This is a genomic window from Plantactinospora solaniradicis (assembly GCF_042658085.1).
GTDB lineage: Bacteria > Actinomycetota > Actinomycetes > Mycobacteriales > Micromonosporaceae > Plantactinospora > Plantactinospora solaniradicis.
The window spans coordinates 103957-129996 of record NZ_JBHSPR010000042.1; the positions used below are offsets into that span (position 1 = coordinate 103957).

General features: G+C 68.3%; 26 protein-coding genes and 1 pseudogene. 12 read left to right on the top strand and 15 right to left on the bottom strand.

The window, feature by feature from the left end; genetic code table 11:
• Nucleotides 1-279 precede the first annotated feature (279 nt).
• From ACFP2T_RS35240 to ACFP2T_RS35260, 5 genes are all read right to left on the bottom strand, one after another.
• On the bottom strand, nucleotides 280-1104 hold the full coding sequence (locus ACFP2T_RS35240) for a sulfite exporter TauE/SafE family protein (protein WP_377429551.1): 825 nt from the start codon (nucleotides 1102-1104) through the stop codon (nucleotides 280-282).
• Nucleotides 1105-1402: 298 nt separating this feature from the next.
• Nucleotides 1403-2830, bottom strand: coding sequence for a chromate efflux transporter (gene chrA, locus ACFP2T_RS35245; RefSeq protein ID WP_377429553.1), 1428 nt, complete (start codon nucleotides 2828-2830; stop codon nucleotides 1403-1405).
• A 15-nt stretch (nucleotides 2831-2845) separates the two neighbouring features.
• Nucleotides 2846-3280 carry a chromate resistance protein ChrB domain-containing protein gene (locus ACFP2T_RS35250; RefSeq protein ID WP_377429555.1) on the bottom strand — a complete coding sequence of 145 codons (435 nt, stop codon included), beginning with the start codon at nucleotides 3278-3280 and terminating at the stop codon, nucleotides 2846-2848.
• Nucleotides 3277-3810 (bottom strand): Chromate resistance protein ChrB, encoded by a 534-nt coding sequence (locus ACFP2T_RS35255; protein WP_377429557.1) that lies wholly within the window; start codon nucleotides 3808-3810, stop codon nucleotides 3277-3279. Before ACFP2T_RS35255 ends, ACFP2T_RS35250 begins: the two co-directional genes overlap by 4 nt.
• A 499-nt stretch (nucleotides 3811-4309) precedes the next feature.
• A complete protein-coding gene (locus ACFP2T_RS35260; RefSeq protein WP_377429559.1) occupies nucleotides 4310-4516 on the bottom strand; it encodes a hypothetical protein in 207 nt (68 codons plus the stop codon).
• On the opposite strand from ACFP2T_RS35260, the gene ACFP2T_RS35265 reads away from it, so the two are divergent.
• The 3 genes from ACFP2T_RS35265 to ACFP2T_RS35270 are packed head-to-tail and all read left to right on the top strand — an operon-like array spanning nucleotide 4511 to nucleotide 5559.
• The gene (locus ACFP2T_RS35265; RefSeq protein ID WP_377429561.1) at nucleotides 4511-4783 is read left to right on the top strand and encodes a hypothetical protein; all 273 of its coding nucleotides are present in this window, start codon (nucleotides 4511-4513) and stop codon (nucleotides 4781-4783) included. The genes ACFP2T_RS35260 and ACFP2T_RS35265 overlap by 6 nt on opposite strands.
• A complete protein-coding gene (locus ACFP2T_RS48180) occupies nucleotides 4784-5062 on the top strand; it encodes a low temperature requirement protein A (protein ID WP_465264282.1) in 279 nt (92 codons plus the stop codon).
• Nucleotides 4993-5559, top strand: a complete 567-nt coding sequence (locus tag ACFP2T_RS35270) for a low temperature requirement protein A (protein ID WP_465264281.1) — start codon at nucleotides 4993-4995, stop codon at nucleotides 5557-5559. Before ACFP2T_RS48180 ends, ACFP2T_RS35270 begins: the two co-directional genes overlap by 70 nt.
• A gap of 140 nt (nucleotides 5560-5699) precedes the next feature.
• Here ACFP2T_RS35270 and ACFP2T_RS35275 read toward each other — a convergent pair whose 3' ends face one another.
• Nucleotides 5700-8147 carry an Hsp70 family protein gene (locus tag ACFP2T_RS35275; RefSeq protein ID WP_377429563.1) on the bottom strand — a complete coding sequence of 816 codons (2448 nt, stop codon included), beginning with the start codon at nucleotides 8145-8147 and terminating at the stop codon, nucleotides 5700-5702.
• Between the two features lie 530 nt (nucleotides 8148-8677).
• Between ACFP2T_RS35275 and ACFP2T_RS35280 the strand changes: the two genes are divergently transcribed.
• Entirely contained in the window at nucleotides 8678-9973 is a 1296-nt protein-coding gene (locus tag ACFP2T_RS35280) for a hypothetical protein (RefSeq protein ID WP_377429565.1), read from the top strand.
• Here ACFP2T_RS35280 and ACFP2T_RS35285 read toward each other — a convergent pair.
• On the bottom strand, nucleotides 9937-10110 hold the full coding sequence (locus ACFP2T_RS35285) for a hypothetical protein (RefSeq protein ID WP_377429567.1): 174 nt from the start codon (nucleotides 10108-10110) through the stop codon (nucleotides 9937-9939). The two genes, ACFP2T_RS35280 and ACFP2T_RS35285, sit on opposite strands and share 37 nt — an antisense overlap.
• A 471-nt stretch (nucleotides 10111-10581) precedes the next feature.
• Here ACFP2T_RS35285 and ACFP2T_RS35290 point away from each other — a divergent pair, with 471 nt between their 5' ends.
• The 3 genes from ACFP2T_RS35290 (at nucleotide 10582) to ACFP2T_RS35300 (ending at nucleotide 15443) form a co-directional block, all read left to right on the top strand.
• Nucleotides 10582-13743 (top strand): hypothetical protein, encoded by a 3162-nt coding sequence (locus ACFP2T_RS35290; RefSeq protein WP_377429569.1) that lies wholly within the window; start codon nucleotides 10582-10584, stop codon nucleotides 13741-13743.
• A gap of 216 nt (nucleotides 13744-13959) precedes the next feature.
• Nucleotides 13960-14658 carry a DUF6193 family natural product biosynthesis protein gene (locus ACFP2T_RS35295; RefSeq protein WP_377429571.1) on the top strand — a complete coding sequence of 233 codons (699 nt, stop codon included), beginning with the start codon at nucleotides 13960-13962 and terminating at the stop codon, nucleotides 14656-14658.
• A gap of 287 nt (nucleotides 14659-14945) precedes the next feature.
• On the top strand, nucleotides 14946-15443 hold the full coding sequence (locus ACFP2T_RS35300) for a YcxB family protein (RefSeq protein WP_377429573.1): 498 nt from the start codon (nucleotides 14946-14948) through the stop codon (nucleotides 15441-15443).
• A gap of 122 nt (nucleotides 15444-15565) precedes the next feature.
• Here the strand turns inward: ACFP2T_RS35300 and ACFP2T_RS35305 are convergent, their stop codons facing one another.
• Entirely contained in the window at nucleotides 15566-16492 is a 927-nt protein-coding gene (locus ACFP2T_RS35305; protein ID WP_377429575.1) for an LLM class F420-dependent oxidoreductase, read from the bottom strand.
• A 375-nt stretch (nucleotides 16493-16867) separates the two neighbouring features.
• Between ACFP2T_RS35305 and ACFP2T_RS35310 the strand changes: the two genes are divergently transcribed.
• A complete protein-coding gene (locus tag ACFP2T_RS35310; RefSeq protein ID WP_377429577.1) occupies nucleotides 16868-17812 on the top strand; it encodes a hypothetical protein in 945 nt (314 codons plus the stop codon).
• A gap of 515 nt (nucleotides 17813-18327) precedes the next feature.
• A complete protein-coding gene (locus ACFP2T_RS35315; RefSeq protein ID WP_377429579.1) occupies nucleotides 18328-19785 on the top strand; it encodes an MFS transporter in 1458 nt (485 codons plus the stop codon).
• A 41-nt stretch (nucleotides 19786-19826) separates the two neighbouring features.
• Here ACFP2T_RS35315 and ACFP2T_RS35320 read toward each other — a convergent pair.
• A pseudogene (locus ACFP2T_RS35320) lies at nucleotides 19827-19895 on the bottom strand (GlsB/YeaQ/YmgE family stress response membrane protein); the annotation flags it as partial.
• Nucleotides 19896-20101: 206 nt separating this feature from the next.
• Here ACFP2T_RS35320 and ACFP2T_RS35325 point away from each other — a divergent pair.
• On the top strand, nucleotides 20102-20431 hold the full coding sequence (locus ACFP2T_RS35325; RefSeq protein WP_377429581.1) for a nucleoside triphosphate pyrophosphohydrolase family protein: 330 nt from the start codon (nucleotides 20102-20104) through the stop codon (nucleotides 20429-20431).
• A gap of 257 nt (nucleotides 20432-20688) precedes the next feature.
• On the opposite strand, the gene ACFP2T_RS35330 is transcribed toward ACFP2T_RS35325, so the two are convergent.
• From ACFP2T_RS35330 to ACFP2T_RS35345, 4 genes are all read right to left on the bottom strand, one after another.
• On the bottom strand, nucleotides 20689-21573 hold the full coding sequence (locus ACFP2T_RS35330; RefSeq protein WP_377429583.1) for a sulfotransferase domain-containing protein: 885 nt from the start codon (nucleotides 21571-21573) through the stop codon (nucleotides 20689-20691).
• Nucleotides 21574-21828: 255 nt separating this feature from the next.
• The gene (locus tag ACFP2T_RS35335) at nucleotides 21829-22974 is read right to left on the bottom strand and encodes a hypothetical protein (protein WP_377429585.1); all 1146 of its coding nucleotides are present in this window, start codon (nucleotides 22972-22974) and stop codon (nucleotides 21829-21831) included.
• 345 nt (nucleotides 22975-23319) lie between these two features.
• On the bottom strand, nucleotides 23320-23568 hold the full coding sequence (locus tag ACFP2T_RS35340; protein ID WP_377429587.1) for a zinc ribbon domain-containing protein: 249 nt from the start codon (nucleotides 23566-23568) through the stop codon (nucleotides 23320-23322).
• 80 nt (nucleotides 23569-23648) lie between these two features.
• A complete protein-coding gene (locus ACFP2T_RS35345) occupies nucleotides 23649-23783 on the bottom strand; it encodes a hypothetical protein (protein ID WP_377429589.1) in 135 nt (44 codons plus the stop codon).
• 5 nt (nucleotides 23784-23788) lie between these two features.
• Here ACFP2T_RS35345 and ACFP2T_RS35350 point away from each other — a divergent pair, with 5 nt between their 5' ends.
• Nucleotides 23789-23947: a hypothetical protein gene (locus ACFP2T_RS35350; RefSeq protein WP_377429591.1), complete on the top strand. Its 159-nt coding sequence runs from the start codon at nucleotides 23789-23791 to the stop codon at nucleotides 23945-23947.
• Nucleotides 23948-24116: 169 nt separating this feature from the next.
• Here the strand turns inward: ACFP2T_RS35350 and ACFP2T_RS35355 are convergent, their stop codons facing one another.
• Nucleotides 24117-24926, bottom strand: coding sequence for an SDR family oxidoreductase (locus ACFP2T_RS35355; protein WP_377429593.1), 810 nt, complete (start codon nucleotides 24924-24926; stop codon nucleotides 24117-24119).
• A 94-nt stretch (nucleotides 24927-25020) separates the two neighbouring features.
• Between ACFP2T_RS35355 and ACFP2T_RS35360 the strand changes: the two genes are divergently transcribed.
• A complete protein-coding gene (locus tag ACFP2T_RS35360; protein ID WP_377429595.1) occupies nucleotides 25021-25548 on the top strand; it encodes an RrF2 family transcriptional regulator in 528 nt (175 codons plus the stop codon).
• Nucleotides 25549-25829: 281 nt separating this feature from the next.
• On the opposite strand, the gene ACFP2T_RS35365 is transcribed toward ACFP2T_RS35360, so the two are convergent.
• On the bottom strand, nucleotides 25830-26040 hold a 211-nt coding region (locus ACFP2T_RS35365), incomplete at its 5' end, for a DUF8189 domain-containing protein (RefSeq protein ID WP_377429597.1).

A 26040-nucleotide genomic window follows, 5' to 3' on the forward strand; every position in this document is an offset into this window, starting at 1 on the left:
CGGTGGTGTGGTACGCCGTCTTGCCAGCAGCGCCAGACCACGTGCAGCCGGGCGCGGGCGAGGATTCGCGTCGCGTGGGCCGGCAGCAGGAATATTTGGGATGCGCGGTATTCCCGGATCTTGATTTCGGGTGAATGCGAGTGTCGCCGCGCTGGTGTGCCTGTGCGGTGGGAGGTCGGAGGTGGCCCGGATGCTGTGGGCATGCCGGTGCCGTCGCCCGAAGGCGTTAGCTGCAGCTCTACCGGACTACGGAGTAGAGGCACCTGCTTGGTGGTTGCGTTACTCGGAGGTGGCGTGCCGCCAGACCTTGATCGAGGAGAGCAACAGCAGGAGTGCGAGGAACGGAACCAGCACCGTCTCCGGGACCACGCCGAGCAGCAGCCCGCCGAGGACGGTGCCAGTGACCGATCCGGCGGCGAGCACCGCGGTGAGGCGGGCATGGCGGCGCAGCACGGTGAAGCTGCCGTCGCGGCTGTAGCGGGCGAAGGCGACGAGCATGGTTGGCAGCGAGACGACCAGGGACAGGCTGCCGGCAACTTTGATGTCGGTGCCGAACAGCAGCGCGATCGTGGGGATGAGCAGTTCACCGCCGGCGACGCCCATGATCGCGGCGACGATGCCGATGAAGAACCCGGCGATCACGCCCACGATCAGGATGGTGGCCGGGGGCAGGTTGATGTGGTGGAGCGTGCCGACGTGGTTGCCGATCAGGGCAAAGGAGATGAGCACGAGCAGCACCGCCAGGATCCGGTAGAGCGTCGACGAGCGCATCCGGGTCGCCCAGGAGGCCCCGACCCAGGCGCCGGCGAGACTGCCGACCAGGAGGTTAACGACCACGCTCCAGTGCGGGAGCAGTGTGGACAGCGGGACCGCGGCGAGCCGGGCGGGCAGGGCGGTGAGAACGACGACCAGGCTGAGGGCCTTGTTGAGGATCACGGCCTGCAGAGCGGCGAACCCGAACAGCATGATCAGCAGAGGCAGGCGGAACTCAGCGCCGCCGAGACCGATCATCCCGCCGAGCACGCCGACGGCCGCGCCAGCGACGAACGCCAGGGGCAGCGAGGAACGGACAGCGCGGCGGCCGGGCGCCGGCGAGGTCTGCACGGTTGAACCCTATGGCGCAGCAGTGGGCAATCGTCGATCGGTCGGCGGCATCATCGAGACAGGCGCGGACCATCCTGCGGCGGCCTGACGACGATTCCGGCGCGACATGGCACGTCCGCCCGCCGTCTTGCCCAACTGGCGGCGGGCAGGTGCAGTTGGCCCCCATCGAGAGGAGGCGCGCTTGTTGCGGGTGACACGTTCGTCGGGTATATCGGGCGGTCGGGCGCGCCACGGCGTCGAGGCGGCTGCCGCCTCTGAGCTGGTTTGCCGCGGTGGAAGGTAGCTTGTCGCTCGGCCGTCACGTGACGGGCAGCCCGATGAGTGTGGCGGCGAGGCCAAGGGCGGCGCTGACAGCCAGAGCGCGCAGCACGGACCACTTGAGCGCGAAGATGAGCACGCTGGCGATGATGGCGATCGCGACCGGCACCGGCCGTAGGGAAGTGAGATCGGGCAGTTCGAGGTGCAGTGGCCCGGTGGTCAGGGTGCGGCTGACGCCGAAGAGAGTGTGGACGGCGAAGTAGAGACCGAGGTTGGCGATCACGCCGACTACGGCGGCGGTGATGCCGGTCAGGGCCGCGGACAACGATCGATTACCCCGGAGGCGTTCGACGTAGGGGGCTCCGAGCAGGATGAAGATGAAGCAGGGCACAAAGGTGACCCACGTGGTGAGCAGGGACGCGACGACGCCTGCGGTCCACGGGTTGAGGATGCCGGGGTGGTGGTAGGCGCCGAGGAACGCGACGAACTGCACCACCATGATCAGCGGTCCGGGGGTGGACTCGGCCAGGGCTAGGCCGCGGACCATGTCGCCGGCGGACAGCCAGCCGTAGTCCTCGACGGCCCGTTGAGCGACGTAGGCGAGGACGGCGTAGGCGCCGCCGAAGGTGACCACGGCGGTGCCGGAGAAGAACAGTCCCTGCTGGGTGTAGACGCTGCCGATTCCGGTGGTCGCGGCGACGAGGGCGACCGGTGTGAACCAGGCGATCAGGCCGACGGTGAGGACGGTGGCGGTGCGGCGGGCTGACGGCTGATCGTGGTGCAGGGCGTCGTCGGGGATCAGCGGCGCCGGGCCGTCCTTGCTGGCCTTGCGTTCGCCACCGGAGGCGGCCAGGCTGGGGCGCCAGCGGTAGAGCGCCCATCCGGCGAGAGCGGCGAGGGCGACGACGGCCGGGAAGGGCACCCCGAACACGGCCAGAGCGGTGAACGCGGCGACGGCGAAGCCGATCAGCACCGGGTTGGCCAGGGCGCGGGTGCCGACGCGCCACACGGCTTGGGCGATGACGGCAACCACGGCCGGGGCGAGCCCGGCGAACAGTGCGGTGACGGCGGTGGTGTCACCGAAACGGACGTAGATCACCGACAGGGCGAGTAGCGCGACGAGGCCGGGCAGGACGAACAGAGTGCCGGCGACCAGACCGCCGCGCAGACCGTTGAGCAGCCACCCCACGTAGATGGCGAGCTGTTGCGCTTCCGGGCCGGGCAGCAGCATGCAGTAGTTGAGGGCGTGCAGGAATCGGTTTTGCCCGATCCAGCGGCGCTCGTCGACGAGGTGGCGCTGCATGACAGCGATCTGCCCGGCCGGGCCACCGAAGGTCTGCAACGAGATGGCGAACCAGGCCCGCGTGGCAGCGCCGAACGGCACCACATCACCGCTCGCACGCTGCGCCGAGGCCGACGGCGGCGGGCCGATCGGTTCGGCGTTCATGTCGTGGTCGGTCGTCGTCATTGAAGTCTCTCCGGGTCAGGCGGGTGGGCGGCCGAGCAGCAGCGCCCGGCGGTGGTACTCGTACAAGCCGTCGAACAACGGGCCGGTCAGCTCCAGAACGCGATAATCATTGGCATTGACCATGGACAGCCCGCGCAGCACGACGTCCAGCCCCGGGGCCTCGGGGGCGTCGTAGCGGGCATCGTCGATGTCGGCCTCATGCACGATCTCAGCGATTTTCCACAGCACCGGATCGTCGAGGGCGTAGCGGCGCAGGACTGTCTCGAAGGTGCAGTCGCTGCCGTGGTGCGACAGGTCCACCCCGCGCATGTCGAACGGAGTCGCGTCCGTCGGGACCTCGGCCGGATCCGTGACGAAGATGAACTCCGGGTCCGGGTCGACGTGGCGGCGGATCAGCCACGCACACGCCGCCCGGTCGATGTGCACCCCGGCCCGGGTCGCCCACCTCACGGCAGGCCCTGCGCCGCGTCAACGTTCGTCATTGCCCGCGCCACGTCGGTGCCAGTCTCGGCCAGGTGGCGTACCGCGGCATGGGCGGCGTCGCGTTCCGCCGGTGGGAAAAAGTCGCGCCGGCCGATGCGGCGTAGCTCGTTGCGCAGCTTTCGCACCACAGCCACCCGGGCAGCGCCAGTCAGGTTCTCGGAGGTGTGGGCGGCGGCGGTCACAGCCGTGTACTCGCCCGCGCGGGCGGCGGCCATCTGCGCGGCGAGGTCCTTTTCCGCCGCCGCCGAGCCGGGCCGGGCAAGCCACACACTGGCCGTGCCGCCGGCGGCCAACACGTCGTCGGCCGTCCACTCCAACTGCTCTCGGGTGCGCGCGTCGGCGGGCAGTGCCACCAGGCCGTCGCCGAGTTGTGCCACCCCGAGATTCTTGAGCTTGCGCCAGATCGCGATCCGGGGTGTCGACGGCTCCCGCGGCACTCGGTATGCCAGCAAGACCCACTCGCCGACAGGCCCGGACCCGCTCCTGACATCTCGCACCCCGCCAATGTAACCGTGGTTACATCGGCAAGTCCAGCGCCGCGTTGGATCGGCTAGTCAGTCGGGCGCAGCCAGAATGACCTCGGTCGACGTGGCGTTAGTCCGGATCGCCGTACTTGTCCTCCGCTCGGGCTGCTCGGCGACCAAGTTCCAGCGGATCTCTCAGCCCATCGCTAACTCCGGCCGTGCCTCGGCTCCGTTGGCTCCTCAGCGGCACAGGTTCAGTCGGAAGCAGCCCTGACGGATCCCGCGCTACACCACACCTCGTCTCGAGACTACTCGGGCAGGCGCTGTTCCACGCCGACCACATCGACCGCAATCTTTCTGATGCCACAGATACGGATGCGCCTGCCGTCACCGGCGGTCAATCGGTCAGCAGCGGGAGCACGTCGTAGATCGACTACCTATCCTGACGCGCAGAACCAGCGGCTCGGACAGGACGCACTCGTAGTCGGCGGATCGAGCTGCGCCGGCCTAGGCGCAGTGGCGATCACCGGCCCTAGTCTGGGGTGGGTGTGCTGCTGCGGGCATTGAGGTACGACGCCCACTCGGGTGCGGTGTGGTCGGCCCAGCGCAGGGCGGTGTCCACCTTGATGCCGAGCAGGTCCGCGACAATGGGCGCGGGAAGGTCGGCGGCGAGGGTGAGCAGCGCGGTCTGCCGACCCGGTTCAGGGGTGATGCCGTGGCGGCGGAGCCGTTGGTGCATGGCACTCGTTGTGATCGGCTGTCCGGGGGCGGCACCTGGGAAGAGGAACGGGTGTGGGCCTACGGCTGCGGAGATGGGGTTGGGGTCGATGGGTTCAGCGATCAGGCGGATCAGCAGTCGGTCGAGTGGCGTTGGTATCCGGATGGGGACGCGACCAGCGTGGAGGTAGACCACGTCATCGCGGCGGACGACCACATCAACGCCGAGTTGCACCAGCCGGGACATGTGAATGCCGAACAGCAGCAGCAAAGCTCCGGCTACCCGTAGATCCAGAACGGCGCTGCGAAGGAAGGAACAAGGCGCACCGCATGGCGACTACTCCTCTGGTCCACCGGCACCGCCGCCCTCTGGTTCGCCGGCGGTGTCACCGTCGGCACCGCACGTGCGGTGCTGTGGACCCTCGCCGCAACTGTCGACTTCGCCGCATTCACACTCCGGTATCCCACACCACGGCTCGGACGGGTGACCGCATCCGAATGGCCCGTCGCCGCCGAGCATCTGGCGGACCGTCACCGCCAGCTTTTATCATCGCCCTCGGCGAGCTGATCACCGTCACGGGGCTCACATTCACCCGGACGGAGTTCACCGCCGACCGAGCCGGCGCCTTCGCAACCTCGATCCTCACCAGCATGCTCTTCTGGAGAATCTACGTATACCGGGCTGGAGAAGTACTGGACGAAGCCATCGCCGCCGCCACTGATCCCGTGCGACTGACCCGTCCCATGGCACTCGCCCACCTGACGATGGTGACCGGCATCGTCGTCAGCGCAGTCGGCAACGAACTCGTCATCAACCACCCGCTCGACCACCGCCACCCGGCGTGGGTCGCTGTCCTCCTCGGCGGACCCGCGCTGTTCATACTGGGACGAGCCCGACTACAACACACGGTGTTCGGTCGTGTGTCGCCAAACCGTCCGATCGCCCTGCTCACGCTGCTCGTACTGTCGGCACCGCTGCTGTTCGTCCCACCACTACTGGCCGCTACCGCCGTTGCCGCAGTCCTCGCCACTGTCGTCCTGTCCGGCGCGAGGGGCCGACGATGATGCCCAACCGAACCAGCCACACGACCAGACGAACGGCGACGAACCGCAGGATTGGCTGGACCCTCACCAGCAGCGGTGTCGTCGGGGCCCTCGCGGCGTTCGCCCTGCCCGTCAAGAAATGTTCTGAACGATGTGGAGACCTATGGGCCGCTCGGTTCGGGAGACGCCGCGGCGTACGCCCGCAGGCTCGGCACGTCCCACCGGTGCACCCTGTCGCCGACGCAGAACAGCACGGTACGGCTGTCCGGGCTGAACGACAGCCCCGCTCCCCGTACCCCCGTCGGCCCACCCCAGGGAACCCATCCGACCTGCCGGCGCGCGGTCGGGTTCCACAGTCGGATCATCCGTTCCGGTCCGCTGCTGCTGGCCAGCGTGCCGTCCGGGGCGAAGGCCACGGCGGTAACAACGCCGACGTGCCGACCGAGTACGGCGACCTGACGGCGGCTGCCGACGTCGAACAGCCGGACGGTGCCGTCCCGCCCGCCGGTAGCCAGGGTCGCACCGTCCGGGCTGAACGCGATCGCCACCCCGGGCTCGGCCTGCGGATCGATGTTCAACAACGGAACCGCGCTGGCCGCGAAACTGCCCAGCCGCCGGAGCGTACGTGCGTCCCAGATCACGACGGCTCCCCCACCGCCATCGGTGGCCAGCAGCCGGCCGTTCGGACTGAACACCGCGTGCCGCATCGATTCCGGAGATCCGCTCTGTACCCCGCCGAGCCGGTTCCAGCCGGGGACACCCCACAGCACCGCAGAATCATACGAGCCGGCGCAGGCGACAAGCCGCTCGTTCCGCGGACTGAACGCCAGGCAGAAGGCCCACCAGTCGTCGCTGAGCGTTTTCAACTGCCGGCCGGTTGCCACGTCCCAGACCTGGACGCGCCGGAAGGGCTCCGAGGCGTACGTGGCCATCGTCCGCCCGTCCGGGCTGAACACCGCCGCCGCGAAGTCCACCCTGGTGTCCGGCGGAACCGGACCGCCCGGAACTCCGTAGCTCTCCGTGCCGACCCGCAACGGCCGCCCGACCGGCGCCAGCTCGGGAAACGTGAACGTCTGGATGGTGTACTCGTCGACCGCGGCGAGGCGCCCGCCGTCCGGGCTCAGCACCACGGTGTGCGCCTCGGTCCCGGCCGGCAGTTCCAGCACGGTCGGCTGTAGCGGCGACGACGCCGAGGTAGCCGGGGCCCCGGATGGCGCACCACCGGACCGGCCGGTGAGGTCCACCGGCACGATGCTCCACACCGCGTACCCAAGCAGCGCCAGCACCACCACGACACCGGCCACGAGAACGAGTCGCCGACCCCGATGGATTCCCGGTACGTCGGGAGTCGCGGACCGGATCTCCGGCACCGCACCGGTACCCGACGGCGGCGTGGTCGACAGCGGAATCGCGACAACGGGCTCCGGCGGAACCGCGACAACCGACGTCGGCGCGGCCGGCGGTGGTGGTGGTGGAGTCCGCGCCGGCTCCTCGATCCGGACCGGCGGTAGGGTCGGTGCCGGCGGATCGAGCTGGGCCGGCAGCGGTGCGTGCACGCTGCCGCCGGCCACCACCAGTTCCGGCTGTTCGACCAGCACCGGCGGCACGCCGAGCCGCCGATGCAGCAGCGTACCGACCAGCGGCATCCGGCTCGCCCCGCCGACGAGGAACAATCCGGCCAGCTCGGTCGGCGCCACCCCGGCGGCGGCGAGTACCCGGGCCGCCACCGACACGGTCCGGTCCAGGATCGGTTCGGCGAGCCGGTCGAGCTGCTCCCGACTCAGCAGCGCCTCCTCGTCGACGATCGGCACGTGCAGCGTGGCGCCGGAGGTGCGGGAGAGCATCTCCTTGCCGGCCCGGACGTCCTCCCAGAACAGCCAGGACATCCGTCGGTCGGCGGCGGTGGTCGGCCCGAGCAGCCGGAGCCAAGCCGCCTCGTCCCGAGTCCGGTAGACCTCGCCGAGGCTGGCCACCAGAGCGGCGTCGATGTCCAGTCCGCCGACGTCGTCCAGCCCGCCGCTGGCCAGCACCTCGAAGCCGCCCGTCCCGCGCCGGACCACCGTGGCGTCGAAGGTGCCGGCGCCCAGGTCGTACACCATGGCGGCGGAATTGGGCGGCAGTCGGCGGCCGGCGACGGTGAGGAAGTAGTTCGCCGCCGCGACCGGCTCGGTAACCAGGGCCGGCTCGGCGAACGCGGCGGACGCGGCGGCGAGGAGGGTCTGCCGGCGTACCGAGCCCCAGGAGGCGGGGTGGGTGAGAACGGCCCGGCGTACCCGCTGCCCGGCGACCAATTCGGCCTCGGCCGCGACCCGGTGCAGCACACCGGCGATCAGGTCGACCACCCGCACGCTCCGCTCGCCCAGCAGCACCGTGCCGTGGTCCACACACCGTTTCGGTGCCGGCTCGAACCGCTCCGGCTGGCTACGCGCCGCATGCAGCGCGTCGCGACCGGTCAGCAGCCCGCCGGCCGAGTCGACGAAGACCGCCGACGGCAGCAGCGGTGCGCCATCGAACAGCAGCGCCCTGGTCTGTGCTCCCGGACCGGCCAGCACGGCGGCGGTCCTCGACGTTCCGAAGTCGACGCCGACTCGTACTCCATCGACGGCCACGCCGTCACTCTATGCCGCCGGTGTCGGCCGGGACCATGCGAAGATGGCCGTGGCCTCAGTCCACGCGTACGGACCGATCACCCGAGTGTTCCGCCCGGAGGGCTGATCGCCTCCGCCGTCTTCGACGCGGGGTCCACCGCCGAAGGCGTCGACGTGATCAAGACCCCACCGTAGGCACCCCGCGCGAACTCGGATGCCGAACGATGGGTGGGCACCGTACGCCGGGAGTGCGCCGGCCGGATGCCCATCCCTTGCGGCGCACAGACACAATCGTGGTCGCTGCGGTGTCTGCGGGGAGGCGGCGGTCATTGGAAACGGGAGTTGTGCGGGCCGCCACCTTTGCGGTGGTCACCCTCGTCGCTGGCCTCGCCTTGACCGTGTGGGGCCTTGACGGCTATCTCGCACACCACGGGGGAACCAGCGGACAAGTCCGGGTCAGCACGTGCGACGAGGTCGATCCCGACGAGTGGAGCTGCGACGGGACCTTCGTCTCCGACGACGGCGCTGTCCGAATCGTAGGGATCGACATCATGCCGATCTATGTGGGGCGCCACCCTGGCGAGATCACGGAGCGGGCGTCGGTGAGCGGCCCGGACGGAACCACCGCCTGGTTGAAGTCCGAGCGGTTCCCCGCACCACTCGGGGTCGGTCTCGTCATGCTCGCGGGGTTCGTGGTCTCCGGGATGGTGTTGTTGCGCATCCGCAGCGGAACACGGGACGCGGCTCGTGCGGGGGCCGCCACCGCGGCTGAGGTGGCCACGCGGCTGTCCCTGGCGCCGGCGGGTCAGGTGCCGGCGGTCCGGACGGCGGACATGGTCGACCGGCTGCGTGCGGCCAAGTCAGCGGCCGGGCCACCCCGTCCCAACCGGGTCCTCTGGAAGACGGTCGTCGTCGGCTGGCTGCTACCGCTCGCCGCACTGGCCGTCGCGATCTCCGAGTACGACCGCTACAACGCCACGCAGGAGAGCCGACTCAGCCAGACCGGGGACGGCGTCGTGACCCGGGTGCGATGGGGAGGCGACCGCAGTATCGGCGTTACGGTGACGGCCCCCGACGGACGCACTGCGACCGTGCGTGTGACCCCTACTGATCCAGCCGCGTACGCGGAAGGCACCCGCGTGCCGTTCCGGTACGACCCGCGGGATCCGGGGTTCGCGCTGCCGGTCGACGAGAGCCGTTTCGAGGTCCTGTGGGTGACCGAACGCGACTCCTGGAGCCAGTTCGTGTTCCTGTTCGGCGTCGCGCTCGGCGTGGTGTGGACCTGGCGGCTGGGCCGCTGGGCGACCGGCGCCCTGCGGCGCCGGCCCGAGCCGGGCATCGCCCGTGCCCAGGTTGCCACGCCCGTGCTCGGGCGGGGGTCCGGCCCGTGGGGGCTCTGGTTGGAGATTGTGGACAGTCAGGGCGGGCGGTGGCACCAGCGGATCCTCTGGGACCGCCGTCTCGTCGAGAGGCTGGCGGGCGGGCCGGCCGGGCTTGAGTTCGCGATCGAGCTGCGCCGCTGCCTCGGCTTCCGGCGAATGTACCTGGTGGACGTCCCCGGCGTGGGCCGCCTCTGGCCCGGCAGCACCGCCCGACGGACGCCGCCCTTCACCTCCGCGCTCAGCCGGTTCGACTCCACCGCCGCCCGGCCGGGAGGGTCCGTCACGCGCCTCGTCCTCGGCGTCGCACTGCCGGTCACGCTGGTCGCCGCGACCGCCTTGTACTACGCCGACCCGACGATGGCTGTGTTAGCCGCGACGTTCCTCGTGGCGTTCACTATGTGGAACGGCGCCGTCCCTGGCCGCGGCCTCTATCTGGCCCGCTCCCGGACGAGCGCGGTGGCCTGACCGGTGGGCGTGGGTCGCCGGCTGCTGATTGGAGAAGCGGCGCCGAGCCCGAGCCGCAGCACATGCGCCACCGCGGCCACGAGGGTCGCGGCATCCTCCAGCGACACCGGCGGCCGGGACGAATCACTGAAAGTCATGTCGTACATCCTGTCGCTAATTGGTATAGGTACCCCCGAAGCCAAGACACCCAGACAAATCCAAGAGGCCGCTGTCCGTTCCGCGATCACAGCAGCTGACCCCGCCCACCACATCAATCCGGCCGAAAACAACTTCAATTCAGACATTCATGTCTATCAACGATGGCATCTCCACCCTCAGGGGAGTTGTCACCTGGAGCTCGATCGCGGCACGGTACGGCAAGGGGATAACACCGAGCCTCACCCAAGCCATCCGATGGGCCAACCATGACATGAACAGGCCATCCACGAGAGGGTCGCGCATCGTTCGGCGACGAGATCATTTTCCCCGATCGCCCCAATTCGCCGAACTTCTACCACTCGAGAGGAAATAGACCACCCCTCCCACTCCCCGGTTGATTTCGCTGGCTTGCCCGAGTCGATACGGGAGTTTTGTTCCCCGACACCGGCCGTTGAGCTGGCCAATCAACATTGTTTCAGTACCGTTATACATTTACCGAATACTTTCGCGTTATGACAATTAAACGTTCCTGGCCAGCGAGACGCGGAACTGCTGTCGCGACCATGATCGCAGTCACAGCGGCAAGCGTGCTGTTCGGCACACCCGCGGCGGCCAATCCAGTCCCCGTCCCCCAATCGGCGCTCACCGACCGAGCCTTCGGCCAGGTCACCGAGAGTCATATCCAGGGTGCCAATCGGATCAAGGCCGCCGTACTGTCGGCCGAGTTCCTCCAGTGGCACCGGCTGCGCCCGAACGCCACGGCCGAACAGGCACAGACCCAGCTCACGGCGCGCAAGCAGCTACTCGACAGCTCGCTGACCGCGTTCGACCTGCTGGTGCCCGAGCAGGACCTGGTGCTCAAGTCCGTCGACATCCTGCTCGGCGCGCCCGGGGGCGACACCCGGACCTCGCCGGAGATCACCGGCCTGGTCGGGGCTGTGATCGGCAAGACGGTCGAACCGTGGGACACCCGCGAAGAGCTCGCGTCCGGCGCGTTGCGCACCGCCCAGTGGCTGCGCGGCCGCGACGACGCGCTCGCCGCGGTGTGGTCCGCGGTCCGGCAGACGGGGGCAGCCAACGTGCCGTTCGCCACCGCCTGGAACGCCGTGCTCGGTGCGCCGTCCGGGGTGGACGTGACCAGCACCTACGAGGCGCTCACGGACGACCCGGCGCTGTCGCATGTGGACCTCGATGCGATCCTGGCGCTTCAGGGCGACTCGGGGGCGTATGTCGACGCGGCCGAGCAGCAGCTCGGATCCCTGCACGCGCGACTGCTCGACATGAGCGTGGAAATCCGTTTTGAGATAGGCCAGACCGACCCCGAGTGCCCGCCGGACGGACCACCGAGCGCCGCGTGCACCGCGGCGGCCAAGAAGGAGGCCGAGGATCGGGACAGGGCGCGGCAGCAGACGATCTCCGACATCAAAGCCGGATTGGGCATGGTTTCCACCATTCTCGGGTTCGCCGACCCCGACGCCGCCAAGAAAGCCAAGGTGATCGGAGAGGCGGTCCTCACCACGGTCAGTACGATCTCCAAGTACGCGGCGGCGATCGCCGGCCGCGGCGTGGTGGACGCGATCTTCAGCACCGCGACATTGGCGATGACCGGCAACATCTTCGGTGCCGTGATGTCGATCATCGGGCTCTTCGCCAAGAGCGGACCTTCGCTGGACCAGCAGATCCTTGCCCAGGTCAAAGCGCTGCGCGACGAAGTACGGGCCCTTGGCAACCAGATGCGCGCCAGCTTCGCGCGCGTCGAGGCTCAGATCAACACGGTGTACGCGAACATGATGGCCCAGTTCGACAGGCTGAACGAGACGATCGCCGGCAACACCGCGCAGCTCACCCTCGTACAGCAGCAGGTCGCTCAGCTCGGCCTGCGCCTGGAGGACATCGCCGCCACCGTGCTGGCCGCGATCGGCGACGCCGTCCTGCACGACGCCCGCGCCGACATCAACCAGTACATCGGCTACCTGGAGAACTTCGGCCAGCCAATCCCGACGTACGGCGAGTTCCTGGGTCCGGAGAACGAGTTCCATCTGACCTCCACGGTGCTGGCCAGCGGCGCCTCCTTCGTGGTGCCCAAGACCGACGCCGACAACCCGTCGCTCGACCCGACCAACGTGCTCAACAGCTTCGGCGAGGCCCGCTCGATCAACTACCTGGCTCGGATAGCCAGTTGGCGCGACCCGTCGATCGCCGAACCAGCGACGCCGGTCGGCAACCCGACGGTGTGGAACCTCGGCGCGCAGGCGTACGCCATGCTGTTGCTGCAAAACCCCGCCTACGCCGCTCAGGTCAGCGCCGGCCGCGCCGGGCAGATCGAGGCGGAGGGCACGCGCATCATGGACCTCGCGGCCAGCTTCGGCCACCCGGTCAACGGCAACGCCAACAGCCTGATCAGGGGGCTGGTCAACGACTACGTCGCGGCCACCAACGAGTTGTCGACCGCGCTGGCCGCCTTCCGGACCAACGAAATCCAGGTCCGCTGGGAGCCGGACGCCAACGGCATACAGGTGAAAACGCCCAAGACCTACGACCTGTTCTGGGACACGGACAAGCCGCTCGCTCCGGCGCCGGCGAAGGCCGACGAGGCGTCGGTGCCGCACTGTAGCGGCGCCGCCGACCCGATCGACCGTCCCAGCAACGTCAGCTACGACCAGATGTCGAACGTGGTGCGGATGCTCCAGTACGCGTACACGCCGCGGCTTGGCGAGCCGCCGGCAGGCGTACGCGAGTTGCCCGAGGTCGGCTACTGCTACACGCCGAGCTGGGTCTTCGTACGCGCGGACGGCTACGAGCACGGAATGATCCGCTTTTGGGGCAACCTGCGGTTGGATATCCACAGCAGGTTCCGGCTGAACTCCACCGCGCCCTGGCAGAACTCGCGGACCACCCACTACACCTGGCCCGAAGAGGAGCTCTACAAAATAGACTGCCTGACTTTCAACTGCGACCGGGAAACCTCGCCTGAGCAGGGCCTGTCCCAGAAATGGCCATCCGGGCGTTCCACCTTCTCGTGGGCAGCGGCGATGGTGGACAACACGGCGGTGGACGCCTCGCTGACGTCGACCCTGCGTGGTTTCCTCCAGGCGCGGCAGAAGTCCATGTACGACCGGGTTCGGGAGCTGACCACCCAGGTCAGCGGACCGGTGCCCACCGCGCTGAAGAAGATGAACACGGCGGCGCGGCTGCTCCAGGCGTACACCCGGCTGGGCCTGCCCAACGCACTGGACTCGGACGACGTGTTGTCCGCGCACCTGTTCGGGCAGTATCAGATTCCGGTCAACATGCCGACGGATGCCAAGATAGGCGACGCCTATGGGAAGGCGGGCGAGAACTTCGCGTTGTGCGGGAGCTCGCCGTGCTCTGTCGACCCCAGCCGCCCGCTGCGCAACCAGGTCAGTCTCAAGCTGCCCTGTGAGCCCGCGGTCGACTCGTCGAATCTGCCCGGTGACCCGCTCGGCGACTGCCTGATCACCAGCGCACGGTCCCGCACCGCCACGCTGATGCAGCGGTACGAGGTCTGGGCGGACCAGATAACCGCCGGGCTTCACCACGAGCGGGTGCCCTGGATGAACGACACACTCACCGGGCTCCGCATCGCCACGCGCCTTACCCGGCCCATCTGACACAAGCGTTGCCGGCGCCTCCGGGCGCCGGCAACGTCGTCCTTGCCGAAACGTTTCGTCCGGGCAGGTCACGCGGCCGGCTCGTACTGTTCGTCGTCCGCACCCGCCGCCGCCCGTGCGCGGCACGACCCAACCGGCTCCATCACACTGTGTGGCCGGTTTACCTGGCTGGTGACGGGGGCCGCGCGCTTCGCTCCGCGCGCGCATCATTGAGCGGTGGCCGATGCACGGGGCGTCTGGGGTGAGGCGGGGCGTTGGTATCCGGAGGTCGTCGCGGTGGGCGACGCGCGTCGCGCGTGGCAGGCCGAGTTCGACGAGATGGCGGCACCGCTTCGGACAGGTACGCGGGAGGGCGTGGATCCTCATCGCACCGCGCGTGTGGAGAGCGGCGAGTTGCGCGCAGACCTGCTGCTGAGCCCGTGGGAGCGGAAGTTCTACCTCGCGCTGCGCGCCGGCCGGTCCACCCTCCTGCAGGGCTATGCCACGGATCTTTCGGCAGCGGCCGCTGCGGCGCGGCTGTGGCTGTCCGGGGTCCGGCCCGGGCAGGTTGCGGCAGCATGGCCGTTCCTGGGCTCGGTGGCCTTGGCCGAGGCACGCGAACGCGGCGATCGTCGGGAGTCCAGCTGGCTGTGGTTGTACGAGCACCACTGCGCACGGCCGTTGGGGATCCGGCTGCGGGCCTTTCTCGCCCTGGCGTCCCACGAGCCCCGCCTGCGCGTATTGCGCCCGTACACCAGCCATTGGACCCTGTGCTTCAGCCGGACCCAGGAGTGGCCCTACAGCCTGGATCTTCCCGTGGTCGACCCGGTAACCACCCCCCACCGGTACGTGGTCCGAACGCGCGACGGCCGCGCCTCCCCCGAGACCAACGCGGCCGGCACACTTCGGCTCCTGCTGACCGAACTACCGGACTGACCGACCGGCCGAGAACGCCCTCCGCTGGGCAACCGGAACCGGCGCTCGTCGCCGCCGAACCATCGCGACGCACCGACTACGGCGTCCTGGACGACGCACCTGTCCGCCGCCCACCGGCACGTCGGCATCGCATTCGCGCAGGCGCTGTCGACGGAACCAGACCCGAGCCGGTGGGGATCGCGGGACGTCCGATACACCGCCCGCTGGTCCGGAACCAGGAGCGCTCGGTGGACGTGACTCGCGAGTCAGGCGCTGCCCGGGGCGGGTGGGGGCACTATCGTTCTGGCGTGCACATCCGTTTCGACGTCCCAGCCGATCCCGCCTATCCAGGCCGCGTGGCCGCTGCGTTAAGCAGTGTCCGGCTGCGCAGGTACGGTTATATCGGCGCGGTGCTGGCGGCGGTCGGGGCGGTCGGTTTCGCTCTCTCGTGGGGGTTCGCGTGGGGCGACCAGATCTCGTCGCTATCCATGGCGATGGTCGTGGCTGGTCTGCTGTCGATGCTGTACTCGCCGTGGGTGCGGTCGCGCGCCCGGCGCCGCTCCAGTCACTACGCTGTCGAGGGCGCCTACGACATCACCGACGACAACATCATGATGCGCAGCGGCTCGGAGTCCGGCGGCATCGCCTGGGACGGGGTCGCCCAGGTAAGGGACACTCCTGAGTTCTGGATCGTGTACGTCGGCCGGATGCCGGCGACCGTCATCCCACGCCGCTTGATGTCCACCGAGGACGCCGAGACGTTGCGAGCCTATATGGCCAAACGTGGGCTGCTCCAGGTTCGATGAACTCGTTTGCCGCCAGCGGTGCATCACGCAGCGATACCGTTGGTCGACACGACAGAGTTCGGCCTTGCCGGTAACGGTTGGCGCGTCTATCGACTTCTGCTGCACCAGTGCGAGCGCGAGCCTCAGCCCCGCAGCAGCAGCGGCGCCAGGACCCGCAGCTGCGTCAGCAGGTCATCCGGGTGGTCGACGAGCGGCTGGACGCAGACGTGATCCGCGCCGGCGCCGTGGTGCGCCCGGATCCGCTCGGCGACACTCGCCGGGTCGCCCCAGGGCACGATGGCGTCGACCAGGGCATCGCTGCCCCCACCGGTGAGATCCTGCTCGGCCCAGCCGAGGTCCCGCAGGTTGTTCACATAGTTCGGAAGCGTCAGGTACCGGGAGGTGTACTTGCGGGCCCTCTCCCTGGCCCGGACCGGGTCGCTGTCGAGGACGACGGCCTGCTCCGGTGCCAGCAACGGCTCCGGACCGAGAATCTTCCGGGCCCGGAGGGTGTGCTCCGGAGTGGTGAAGTACGGGTGCGCACCGTCGGTACGCCGCGCCGCCAACTCGAGCATCCCGGTCCGCAGCGCGGCGAGCACCCGGGGGGCTCGCAGCGGCAGCGGTCCGTCGTACCGACTGGCGTCCATTGCGTCGAGGTAGTCGCGGATCGCGGCCAGCGGCTTACGGTAGTCGTGACCCCGGGCCGAGACCAGCGGGGCGTGGCTGACGCCGAGGCCGAGCAGGAACCGACCGTCGTACGCTTCGGCCAGCGCGTTCGCCCCGTTCGCGGCCGCGGTGGCGTCCCGGACCCAGATGTTGGCGATGCCGGTGGCGATCACCATCCGCCGGGTGGCGCCGAGCAGGATTCCCGAGTGGACCAGTGCCTCCTTGTTCGACGGCGTCTCCCCCACCCACAGCGCACCGTAGCCCAGGTGCTCGATCTCCGCCGCCGCCTCGCGCGCGAACCCGGCGGACTGCGACCCAAATACCGACGTCCACACCCCGACCCGACCGACCTGCCGCTTCAGGTCCGGCAGGTCGATGTCACCGGACCGCTCCTGCGCGCTCATCACACCGCCACGCTACCTCTCGACGTCAGGCGTCGCGGGCGCGCAACACCGGTACCCGGCCATAACGGCCGCGAGCCTCCAGCCGCCGAGTACGAGCAGCGCCACCGCCCATCCGTAGGGTTTGCGCGACCTGGGAACCGGGACGGTCGCGGCCAGGACGAGACCAGCACCTGCCGCCGTGTTCGTGTAGCCCAGTACAGCGCCACCAGGTGACGCAACCGTTTCTCGGGCATTCCTGTGTGCGGCACGGATAGCGTTTCGTGGGCACTTCCGTGAGTCTCGTCGCCGCCTTGACCGCCCTACCATCGCGCAATAGCCTGCACTCGACGACCTGAGGCACCCGGCCTCAGGTCGTCAAAGTCTGGGGAGGACAACATGCGGTTTGGTAGGCGACTGACGATTCTGGTCGCGATGGTCCTTGGTGTGCTGGTCCTGTCTGGAAATGCAGCTCAAGCTGCCTATTACAACACGTACAGCGACATAGCCAGCACGCCCGATACGAGCTGCTGCACCGGGGTGCAGGGCTTCGCCGCCGGAGCCACCTACCTCTACTCGATCAAAAACCACACCAATTACGACGACGTCTCTGTCATCTACCGTGTCCACAAGACTACCGGTGCGCGAGTGGTGATGATGAACGGCACAAACAACACGTCGACCAACACCTGGCTCGGGCACGGCAACGACATGACGATCGTCGACATCGATGGGCAGCACCACATGTTCATCGTCACCATGAACGCGAGCGGCGCGCAGCTCGTGAAACTCCGCTACGACGGCACCACCTACTACCACGCCGGGTCGTACCAGGTGCGTCTCAACGGAGCTGTATCGACGCCGTCTGGGATCAATCGAGTCTCGGTCACCAGCAGCGCGATCACGTTCATGTTCAAGAGTGGCAGGACGATCTACAACGGCAGTCTTCCGCTGCGCGCCGCCTCCGGGACTATCAACCTGACTCAGGCGTTCAACCTGCAGGTCGACGGCGCCCTCGTCAATGGCGCCACGGTTCCGGACCTGGGCACCTTCGCCAACCAGGGGTTCTTCTATGACGAGCCCAAGAAGGTTCTCTACTACCCGCTGACCAAGGACAACCGCAGCATCGTGCTTGTCTACCGGAACGTGTCGCCGACGACGACAGGGACCGCGCCCGCGGCCACTGACCTCTCCTTCCGCATCACCTCCTCGGCATACTCGGCCAAGTTCGAGATCGAAGGCGTAGGAATCAGCGACGGCAAACTGTACTTCAGCACGAACCGGGCGAACTCGAGCGGTGCTTACGACGGGGTCCACGTGTTCAACGGCTACGTCGCGGCCTAGCGCACGCGACGGTGGGGCCTCGCTGTGGCTCGGCGATTGAGCCACAGCGAGTCCCATGCCCGATTGCTGGGAGGCCCGCGCTGTTCAGCGCCCGGGTCGCCGACGCCGAATGCCGCGTCTTCGCCGTCGACAGCCGCACCGGTGAAGCCTGCCCCGGCTCGCGTCCATCGACAATGCAACACCGACGCCGCGGGAGCGACGCTGCGGGCTGCCGGGCGTGGTGGCAGGCAGGTACGACAGCCAGTAGGTGGTCGAGTTCCCCGCTGGTCGCACTCGTTTCGTCGCAATCGCGTCCATACGACCGTCTCGCCGGGTAGCTTGGGGTGGGGATGATCGGTGCCGCCGACACGGATCATTGATCGTCCAGCGGCCTCCATCCTCCACCGAACTGGGTGATCTTGTGCCCTGACCCTTGGACCGATGAAGAGGCATCGTGCTCGGCGCCCGCGACCTGCGGCCGAGCACGATCCGCTCCGGTCCGCTGGCGAGACCGCAGGGATGGCGAGGCTGCCGAAATGACGAGGGAAGGTCCGCTGGCCAGCCATTATCCCGCGGTCGCGGCGATGGTCGTCGCCGCGCTCGCTCCGTATCTGGTGCTGTCGGCGGCACTGGATCCGCTCATGCCGATCATCGCGAAGCAGCTCGCCATGAGCGAGGGGACCACGAATCTGGCGGAGGGTCTGGCCAATGCCGGGTACGCGCTGGGCACCGTACTGTCGGTGCAGCTCGCCCAGCATCTTCCCCAGCGCCGGATGCTGATCATCTATGCCACGGTCCTTGTAATCGGCTCGGCGCTGGCGGCGGCAGCGACCGAGCCGACGCAGTTCATCGTCGGGCACGTACTCCAGGGCCTGTGCACCAGTCTCTTGTTGATCGCCGCTGTACCGCCGCTCGTCACCGGATTCCCACCGACGAAGCTCCGGCCGACGGCGGCGATCCTAAACCTGTCGATCTTCGGGGCGGTCGCGCTGGGCCCGTTGATCGCCGGCATCCAAGCTGAAGCCAACGCCTGGCGGCCGCTGTTCTGGGTGGTTACGGGGATTGCCGCCGTGGCGCTGGTGTTATCGCTGCTGACCTTTCAGGACGTGCCGCCGGCCGACCCTACGGCCACGCGTTCCCCAATCGCGGTCGGCCTGGCCGCCGCCGGCTGTGTGGCCGCGTTCTACGGAGCCTCGCAGTTCCTGCCCCACCAATCCCTCGACGGCACCGCGCTGGCGCCGCTGGCCGCGGGGGTGGCGCTGATCCTCATCCTCCTGATCCAGCAGTACCGCGCCAGGCGCCCGCTGCTCATCGTGCGCCCCCTCACGAGCACGCTACCGGTGGCCGGGATAGCGGTAGCCATGTCCGCGGCGGCAGCCTCCTTGCCCGCGATCGCGTTGACGGGCGCCGCGCTCCGGGACCGCTACTCGCCCCTGGACCTGGGACTCCTCTATCTGCCCGAGTTCGGCGGGGCGGTAATCGCCGCGATCGTGTTCGCAAAGCTGTTCACCACGCGAGCAGTACACTATTTCGCGCTGGCCGGGATGCTCTCGCTCATCGCGGGCATCGCGGTCATCGCCATGAGCGTCCCACCCACCCGCATCTCTACGCTGATCGGAACGGGACTGATCGGGATCGGCGTCGGCGCCACGGTCACCCCGGCGCTGTTCATCGCCGGCTTCTCGCTGCGCAACGCCGCTCTCCAGCGGGTGTTCGCGATCATCGAACTGCTGCGAGCGGTCGCCGCGTTCATGATCACGCCAATCCTGCTGTACATCGCCGTGACCGTCGGGGACAGCCCCGCAGCGGGCGCCCGGGTTGCCCTCTGGGTCTGCCTCGGTCTGGCCGTTGGCGGAACGCTGCTCGGGATCGCGCTCTACACGCTGGGCGGCATACGGCCGCCCTCCCCGGCGGTGCAACGCTGGTTCGGCGGCGAACCGGCGTGGGACTCCCCGCCACTGCTCGCCGCGATCCGCCGCAACTCCTCCGGGTGAGGGCCGCCGAGCGCCAGGGCGCGTCCATCGGCATGACGCAGGATGGCGAGGGTGAGCCAGATCGGGATGTTCTGCTTGCCGGACACGACGAGGCGGTCGAGGGCGCCGATGACGAGCGCAGTGAAGGTCCGCCGATTCCCATTACGGTCTTCGTCGGCGCCGTACCGGCTTACCCATCGGGATGACGACGGCCGGTCATGGATCGGTGGCCGCTGTTGCCGTCCCTGGTGCAGCCGGTGGTTGGTGACGTTCGCGGCGTTGTGCTTCTTGCCAGCGACCCGGCTGGTTGGGCGGGGTTCGACCATACTGGTCCGCCATGGACCTGGACGAGTATCAGCGCGGCGCCCTCCGTACGGCCGCTCCACGTGACAAGCGGAACGAACTGCTCCACCTGGTGCTCGGGCTGGTCGGCGAGTCGGGTGAGATCGCCGAGAAGTTCAAGAAGTGGGTCCGAGACCTCGACAGCGAGGAGTCGCGGATCGACCGGGCCGACATCGCCAAGGAACTCGGTGACGTGCTCTGGTATTTGGCGGTGCTCGCCGACTACCTCGATCTGTCGCTGGACGACATCGCGACGGCCAACCTGGCAAAGCTGGCAAGCCGCCAGGGCCGTGGCGTGCTCGGGGGCAGCGGCGACAACCGCTGAGCCGGGGTCCCTGTGCGGTGGGGCGGCTTGGTAGGCGGTCTTGTCGCGGAGCATGGCGTGGAGGACGTCGATCCGACGTCGGGCGAGGCAGATGATCTGTGCTTGTTGCCGCCGACTTCGAGGAGGATCGGGCTCCGGTCCTGACCCCGCTGCCGGGCATCGGGGTCAGGACCTCGGCGAGAGGGTACGCATCACGCCCGGGCGATCTGTTCCCAACCGGCAGACGAGGTTCGACTCGGAGCGGACGATGTCACCTCTTATTCCTCCCCCATACGAGCGGGCTGGTCACGGGCAGGGTATCCAAGAAGCTCGACGAGGTCCCCCGTCGTCGCGGCGAAAGCCTCGTAGACCTCGTCATCGAAGTGATTACGCCAATCGCCGGCCTTCCCTTTACGGTAATGGGAGATGGAACCGGCGGCACCTTGATCACTACGCATCTTCGAGAAGCTGTATCGGGAGAGGAGGGTCGTCAGGTCGGACGGCGGTATGAGGATACCGCAGTGTCGGAGCAAGCGATCCACCTCGTCCGTCTGCCGCTCCCCGGTCAGGTCCTCATAGCGGAACAGACGGAACGTGTCCGCACTCGGAGCAAGTACCCACGACCGGAGTTTCTGGTATAGACCGTTGTCGGAGAGGTAGTTGATGACATGCAGCAGCCCCTCCTTCTTCGGCCTCTCCCGCAGGACCTTCCGCGCCGCGGGAATGTCCCCCATCGGCGCATGCGAGCCGCGGAGCGAGAAGTAACTCGAAACGACGATGTCGCGCGGGTCCCGGATCACAAAGAACGCGCGGTGTTTGTCGGGTTTCGGAATTGTCCGGTAGCGTTCGTAGGGTAGGAATACGGATAGGGCCACGCGACCGGGCGGGGGGACGGACCGTTGCCGCCCACCGGCGAGGCGTGGAACATAGGGCAATAATCCGGAATAGCGATACACGATGGGATCACTGAACAGTGACTTTATCCATTGACTACCAGTCTTGTGTACCGTGAAATGGTAGATATTTTCATACTCGCACCGGGCAGCTACTGGAACCGTGAGCCGCAGTCTCGTATTATGCGCCTCAAGCATTGCTCGTCGCGCCAGAACCCGCGCGAAATCGGGAGTGCGTTGCTTGGCTAAGCGAACCGTCCGATCGATCACCGTCCAATCCTATCCAGCTCGGGGGGCAGACGAAACCGCGCGGCATGTTCCAGGCAGGACACCCTGCCGTCAGCAGGCAGGACTTCGCCCCGGCAGCTCGGCGGGGTCCGTGGTGTGTCGGCCGATCCACACAGGTCAGCCCGGTTCCAGCGTCACCAATGGTGTCCGTACCCCCCGGGCCCGGTGAGCAACGCGGCGAAGGTGCCGCCACGCGGCACCCCCTTCGCTGCGGCGCCCGGCCTCAGGAGAACGTCATCACTGCCCGGCAATGAGCGCGCCTGTCAGTGGGTCGTAGCGGTAGACTTGGACGTTCTTCTTCGCCACATCCGTCTGCAGGCCAATGGTTTTCACGGTCGTCTTGCCGACATCGTACCGGTCCTCGGTCTCGATGCGGAGCCATGGCCGGCTGTCACGCAGCACCGTGACCTCGTTGATCAGGGTCCCGTCCCGGCCGGCGGCGATCGCATAGACCGGTCCGGAGGGTGGGGCGATGTCGAGACCGCCGTCCTCGCGGATGGTCAGGGTGGCCACCAGGTCGCCGCGCCCGCCGTTGGCGTCAGTTCCGAAGTCGTAGATGGGCGCCGGGTCGCCTACGTAGTACTTCAGGCGGCCCAGGCCGGTGACGTCCATGCCGTTGTAGAAGTTGTCGGCCTCGCTGTTGAGCCAGAAGTGCCCGTTGTGTGTGGGGTAGCTGAAGCTCGGGCCCGAGTTGTAGCTCAGGTTCCAGTGCGGTGGGTTGTCCGGGTGCAGGGCGTTGTTGGTCTCGAAGCCCTGGAGGAACCAGCGGTGGCCCTTGGCTGCGGCCGCGGCTTTCAGACCGGAGGCATTCAGGATGGCATGCGTGGCAAACGCCTGATGGACCTGGGACCGCGTCTCGTTTCTCGGCCACGGTACGTCGAGCCACGGACCGGCCGCACGGCTTGGGTCGTTGTGCACGAGGTTGAATTCGATGCCGACCGGCCGATCCACGTAGCTCCAGATCTGGATGGTGGGCTGGTTGGCATCGGCCGACGTGCGGGTGACAGGCAGCGTGAAGCGGAACCGGTGGCGGTTGATGGGATCCCGCCGGATGAGGAGCCGACTCTCCAGGTACACCACGGTTTTCACCTGTACGCCCGGCCAGAACACTTCCACTTCAATACCAGAGGAGTTGCTCGGGCCCGTCACAAAGGTGTAGTACTCGGCGCGGCTGGCAACGTTGTACTTCGCGCCCGAGACAAACTGATACCCCTCCGGCAACACGATCTCGGGCTGGCTCGGCTCACCCGCCCGGGACCGGACGATGCGGAACGCGGCGTACGCGACCGGCTCGGCAGCACGCGCCGTGGCGGGCAGCGCCAGGGCCAAGCCGGCGGCGGCACCGCCGGTGAGCAGAGCACGGCGGGTCACAGTGGGGAACATGTCTCAACCTCCGTGGACGGGGGAATTTCAGGGGTCCAACTGCGCTCGATGCCACCGTCAACGAAGGTGACGCTCCGCCTCGTGCACCCGGGTCACCGCAACGGAAGGCGGAACTGACCAGCCGGTGTGGTGTGGCGGCCGGGTGTTATGACGACATCAGGGGTGAGTAACGACCCGAGGTCCGAAGCCTGATCTTCCAGTGGCGACGAAGCGACAACGTCGTGTCACGACGAGGTCGCCTGTGTCGTCCACAGTGTCCCGCGTCGTGCCAGAACCTGTCGCGGACCCGGCCAACCATCGGTAAACCGTGGTCAAGACCCCACCCCGCACCCACGCGCTGGCCGGTCAGCGCGGTGCTCCGGCGAGCAGCCGGCGTGCCTCGCCCGCTCCGCTGTCGGTGCGCGCACCGCAGAGCGGGTTGGTGCAGTAGAGCACGTGCTTCGTCCGGACCCGGAACAGCGGTACGAAGAAGAGGCTGAACCGGGTGATCTCGCGCACCAGCAGCATGCTGCCGGACTGCCCGCAGACCCGGCAGTCCATCGGGACCAGCCCCAGCCGCTCCGACTTGGTGCGCAGACCGAAGATCAGGAACATGCGGTACCCCTGTTCGCCTGGATCGCGTCCGGTGAGGGTTCGCCGGACTCTTCCACGGTGACACCCCGATGCCAGCCGGCTCAGCCCCGGGCGGCGATCCAGATGGCTCGCACCCGGGCCAGTTCGATGCCGTCCGGGCCGCACAGGATGCTGCGGTACGCGAGGGCCTTGCAGCCCCTCGGCCGAGGCGACGAGACGCCGAGCACCACGCGCACCAGTGGTGGAGGACGGGCAGCCAGCCGGGGAAGACACGCAGGCGATCGCCGCCGTCGACGTACCCGCTGGCGCCGCCCACACCGAGGTCATCGTCGATGACGGCGGCCGCTGCACGCCATCGAAGTCGGCGCTCGTCTCCGTGCGGGGCACATCGGCCAACTGATCCGCGAACGCCCTCGGGATCGACCCGCGGCCGCCGCTGCTCGACATCCCCCTTTGTCGGCCGGTCCGGCTCTGGCCTACCCGGCCGACGGTTGGTCCGAGGACGCCGTGAAGGCGTGTCGGGGTCCGCCGCCGCTTCTTCGGGTCGGTTCGGCTCGGAATGCGGCTGATCAGTTCGACTCTGGCCCGGGCTCCGCGAGCGGTTCGGCGATGCCGTGCCTGTTGGATGCGTGGTTCTGTCGCTGTCCCACGAGCCATTCGTCGAAGGTGGTCGGCGCGATGCGGGCCCCCTCGCCGGGCAGCAGCACGGTGCCGGCCATCTCCGGGTCGAAGATGGCCGACCACGTCGGCACGAGCTTCACCGTGTGGCCGCGTGTTTCGTTGGTACGCCGTGCCATGTCGACGAGGTCCTGCGGTTCCGGGCCGGCGACGTCGGCGTAGCGGCCCTGCGGCTCGCCCGCCGCGATCTCGGCGAGGACGTCGGCCACATCCTCAGGCGCGATCGGCTGCACGAGCAACGGCGCGATCGTCGCGACGCCGTCGCGCTCGGTCCAACCCGCGACCATCGCGGCGAAGTCGTGGAACTGCGTGGCCGGGACGATCGTCCACGGCAGTGGACCGGCGGCCACCAGGCGCTCCTGCTCGCGTTTGCCAGCGTAGTGTGCGGTGCCGTCGACGCGATCGATCCCGACGATCGAGAGCAGGACGTGGTGTCGAACGCCGGCCCGCTCCCCGGCGGCGAGCAGGTTGCGGGTGGCGGTGCCGAAGTACGCCACCGTCTCCGCGTAGCCGGTGGCCGGCCCGTTGGTGACATCGATGACCGCATCGACGCCGACGAGGGCGCGGTCGAGCCCGTCACCGGTTGACAGGTCCACGCCCAGTGAACGGCTGATGCGCACGACGTCTTGTCCGTCCCGTTCAAGGGCGGAGACGGTGAGGGCGCCGATATTCCCGGTCGCCCCGGCGACTGCGATTCGCATGACGATCTTTCCTCTCGCTCGCTACCGGGCCGACCATATCTCGGACTTAACAGATCCGCAATATCTGCGATAGGCTGGGGCTGTGAAGCTGCCTGTGAGCACCGAATGGCTGTTGCACTGCGCCGCGACGCTGGCGCAGCTCGATCCGGGAGCCACCGCGTCGGCGGCGCAGCTCGCGCAGTACTACGACCTCCCCGCGGCCTATCTGGCCAAGCAGCTGCAAGGGCTCGTCAAGGCCGGCGTGCTGATCGCGACGACAGGTCCGCGCGGCGGGTTCCGGCTCGCGCAACCGGCGTCCGAGATCACGCTGCTGCGGATCGTGGAGGCGGTCGACGGCACCTCCCCGCCGTATGAGTGCCGCGAGATCCGCCAACAAGGACTGGGAGCACTCCCTCCCGAGGAGTGCCGGAACACCTGCGTCCTCGCCCAGAAGATGGCCGAGGCGCACGACGCGTGGCGGCGCAGCCTCGCCGACGTTTCACTCGCCGACATCATCGCCACGCTGCCCCCGACAGCACCGGCCCGCACCCGATCCCGCCTCGCGTCGACGACGGGCCTCACGCCGTCGCACCGAACACCGGGATCGGATGCCGCCGACCCGCCGCCTCGGCCAAGTCGATGAACGTCCCCAACCCCCGGCTGGGATCGCCCCCGCTACGAACCCGGCGGCCATCCCAGCCGACTTACGGCAGGTGTTCTACTACGCCGATCCCGCGCGGACCCTGACCCGGCTGCGTGGCCGAGACCGCGAGGCGATCCGCTTCCGCCTCACCACGAAACGGCCGGCGCCGCAGCACGTACACGCCTCGTCCCTGGCCCACGCGACCGGCAGGCATTCATCGATCCGACAGTGGACAACGCGCGTGACATCGGGGATCCGTTCATTGTCGTAGTGGGGGTCCGTCAGCCGAGGATGCCGCCGATGGATTTCCAGTCGCTCCAGGACCCGGTCCAGGTCTTCTGGTAGACGATGCCCCTCGGACTGCGAGCGAACACGTCGTACTGGCCGTTCTGGTAGGTGACGGTCGGGGTGCCGGCGACGATGCCACCGAGGGACTCCCAACCCAACCAGACACCGCTCCTCCAGGTGTTCTGGCTAAGATTGCCACTCGGA

Coding starts and splice junctions, on each gene's coding strand:
- chrA (WP_377429553.1), bottom strand. CDS start 2,830: ATGACGACGACCGACCACGACATGAACGCCGAACCGATCGGCCCGCCG.
- ACFP2T_RS35260 (WP_377429559.1), bottom strand. CDS start 4,516: ATGCACCAACGGCTCCGCCGCCACGGCATCACCCCTGAACCGGGTCGG.
- ACFP2T_RS35270 (WP_465264281.1), top strand. CDS start 4,993: ATGGCCCGTCGCCGCCGAGCATCTGGCGGACCGTCACCGCCAGCTTTT.
- ACFP2T_RS35280 (WP_377429565.1), top strand. CDS start 8,678: ATGCCGATCTATGTGGGGCGCCACCCTGGCGAGATCACGGAGCGGGCG.
- ACFP2T_RS35285 (WP_377429567.1), bottom strand. CDS start 10,110: ATGACTTTCAGTGATTCGTCCCGGCCGCCGGTGTCGCTGGAGGATGCC.
- ACFP2T_RS35305 (WP_377429575.1), bottom strand. CDS start 16,492: ATGAGCGCGCAGGAGCGGTCCGGTGACATCGACCTGCCGGACCTGAAG.
- ACFP2T_RS35310 (WP_377429577.1), top strand. CDS start 16,868: ATGCGGTTTGGTAGGCGACTGACGATTCTGGTCGCGATGGTCCTTGGT.
- ACFP2T_RS35315 (WP_377429579.1), top strand. CDS start 18,328: ATGACGAGGGAAGGTCCGCTGGCCAGCCATTATCCCGCGGTCGCGGCG.
- ACFP2T_RS35325 (WP_377429581.1), top strand. CDS start 20,102: ATGGACCTGGACGAGTATCAGCGCGGCGCCCTCCGTACGGCCGCTCCA.
- ACFP2T_RS35335 (WP_377429585.1), bottom strand. CDS start 22,974: ATGTTCCCCACTGTGACCCGCCGTGCTCTGCTCACCGGCGGTGCCGCC.
- ACFP2T_RS35340 (WP_377429587.1), bottom strand. CDS start 23,568: ATGTTCCTGATCTTCGGTCTGCGCACCAAGTCGGAGCGGCTGGGGCTG.
- ACFP2T_RS35355 (WP_377429593.1), bottom strand. CDS start 24,926: ATGCGAATCGCAGTCGCCGGGGCGACCGGGAATATCGGCGCCCTCACC.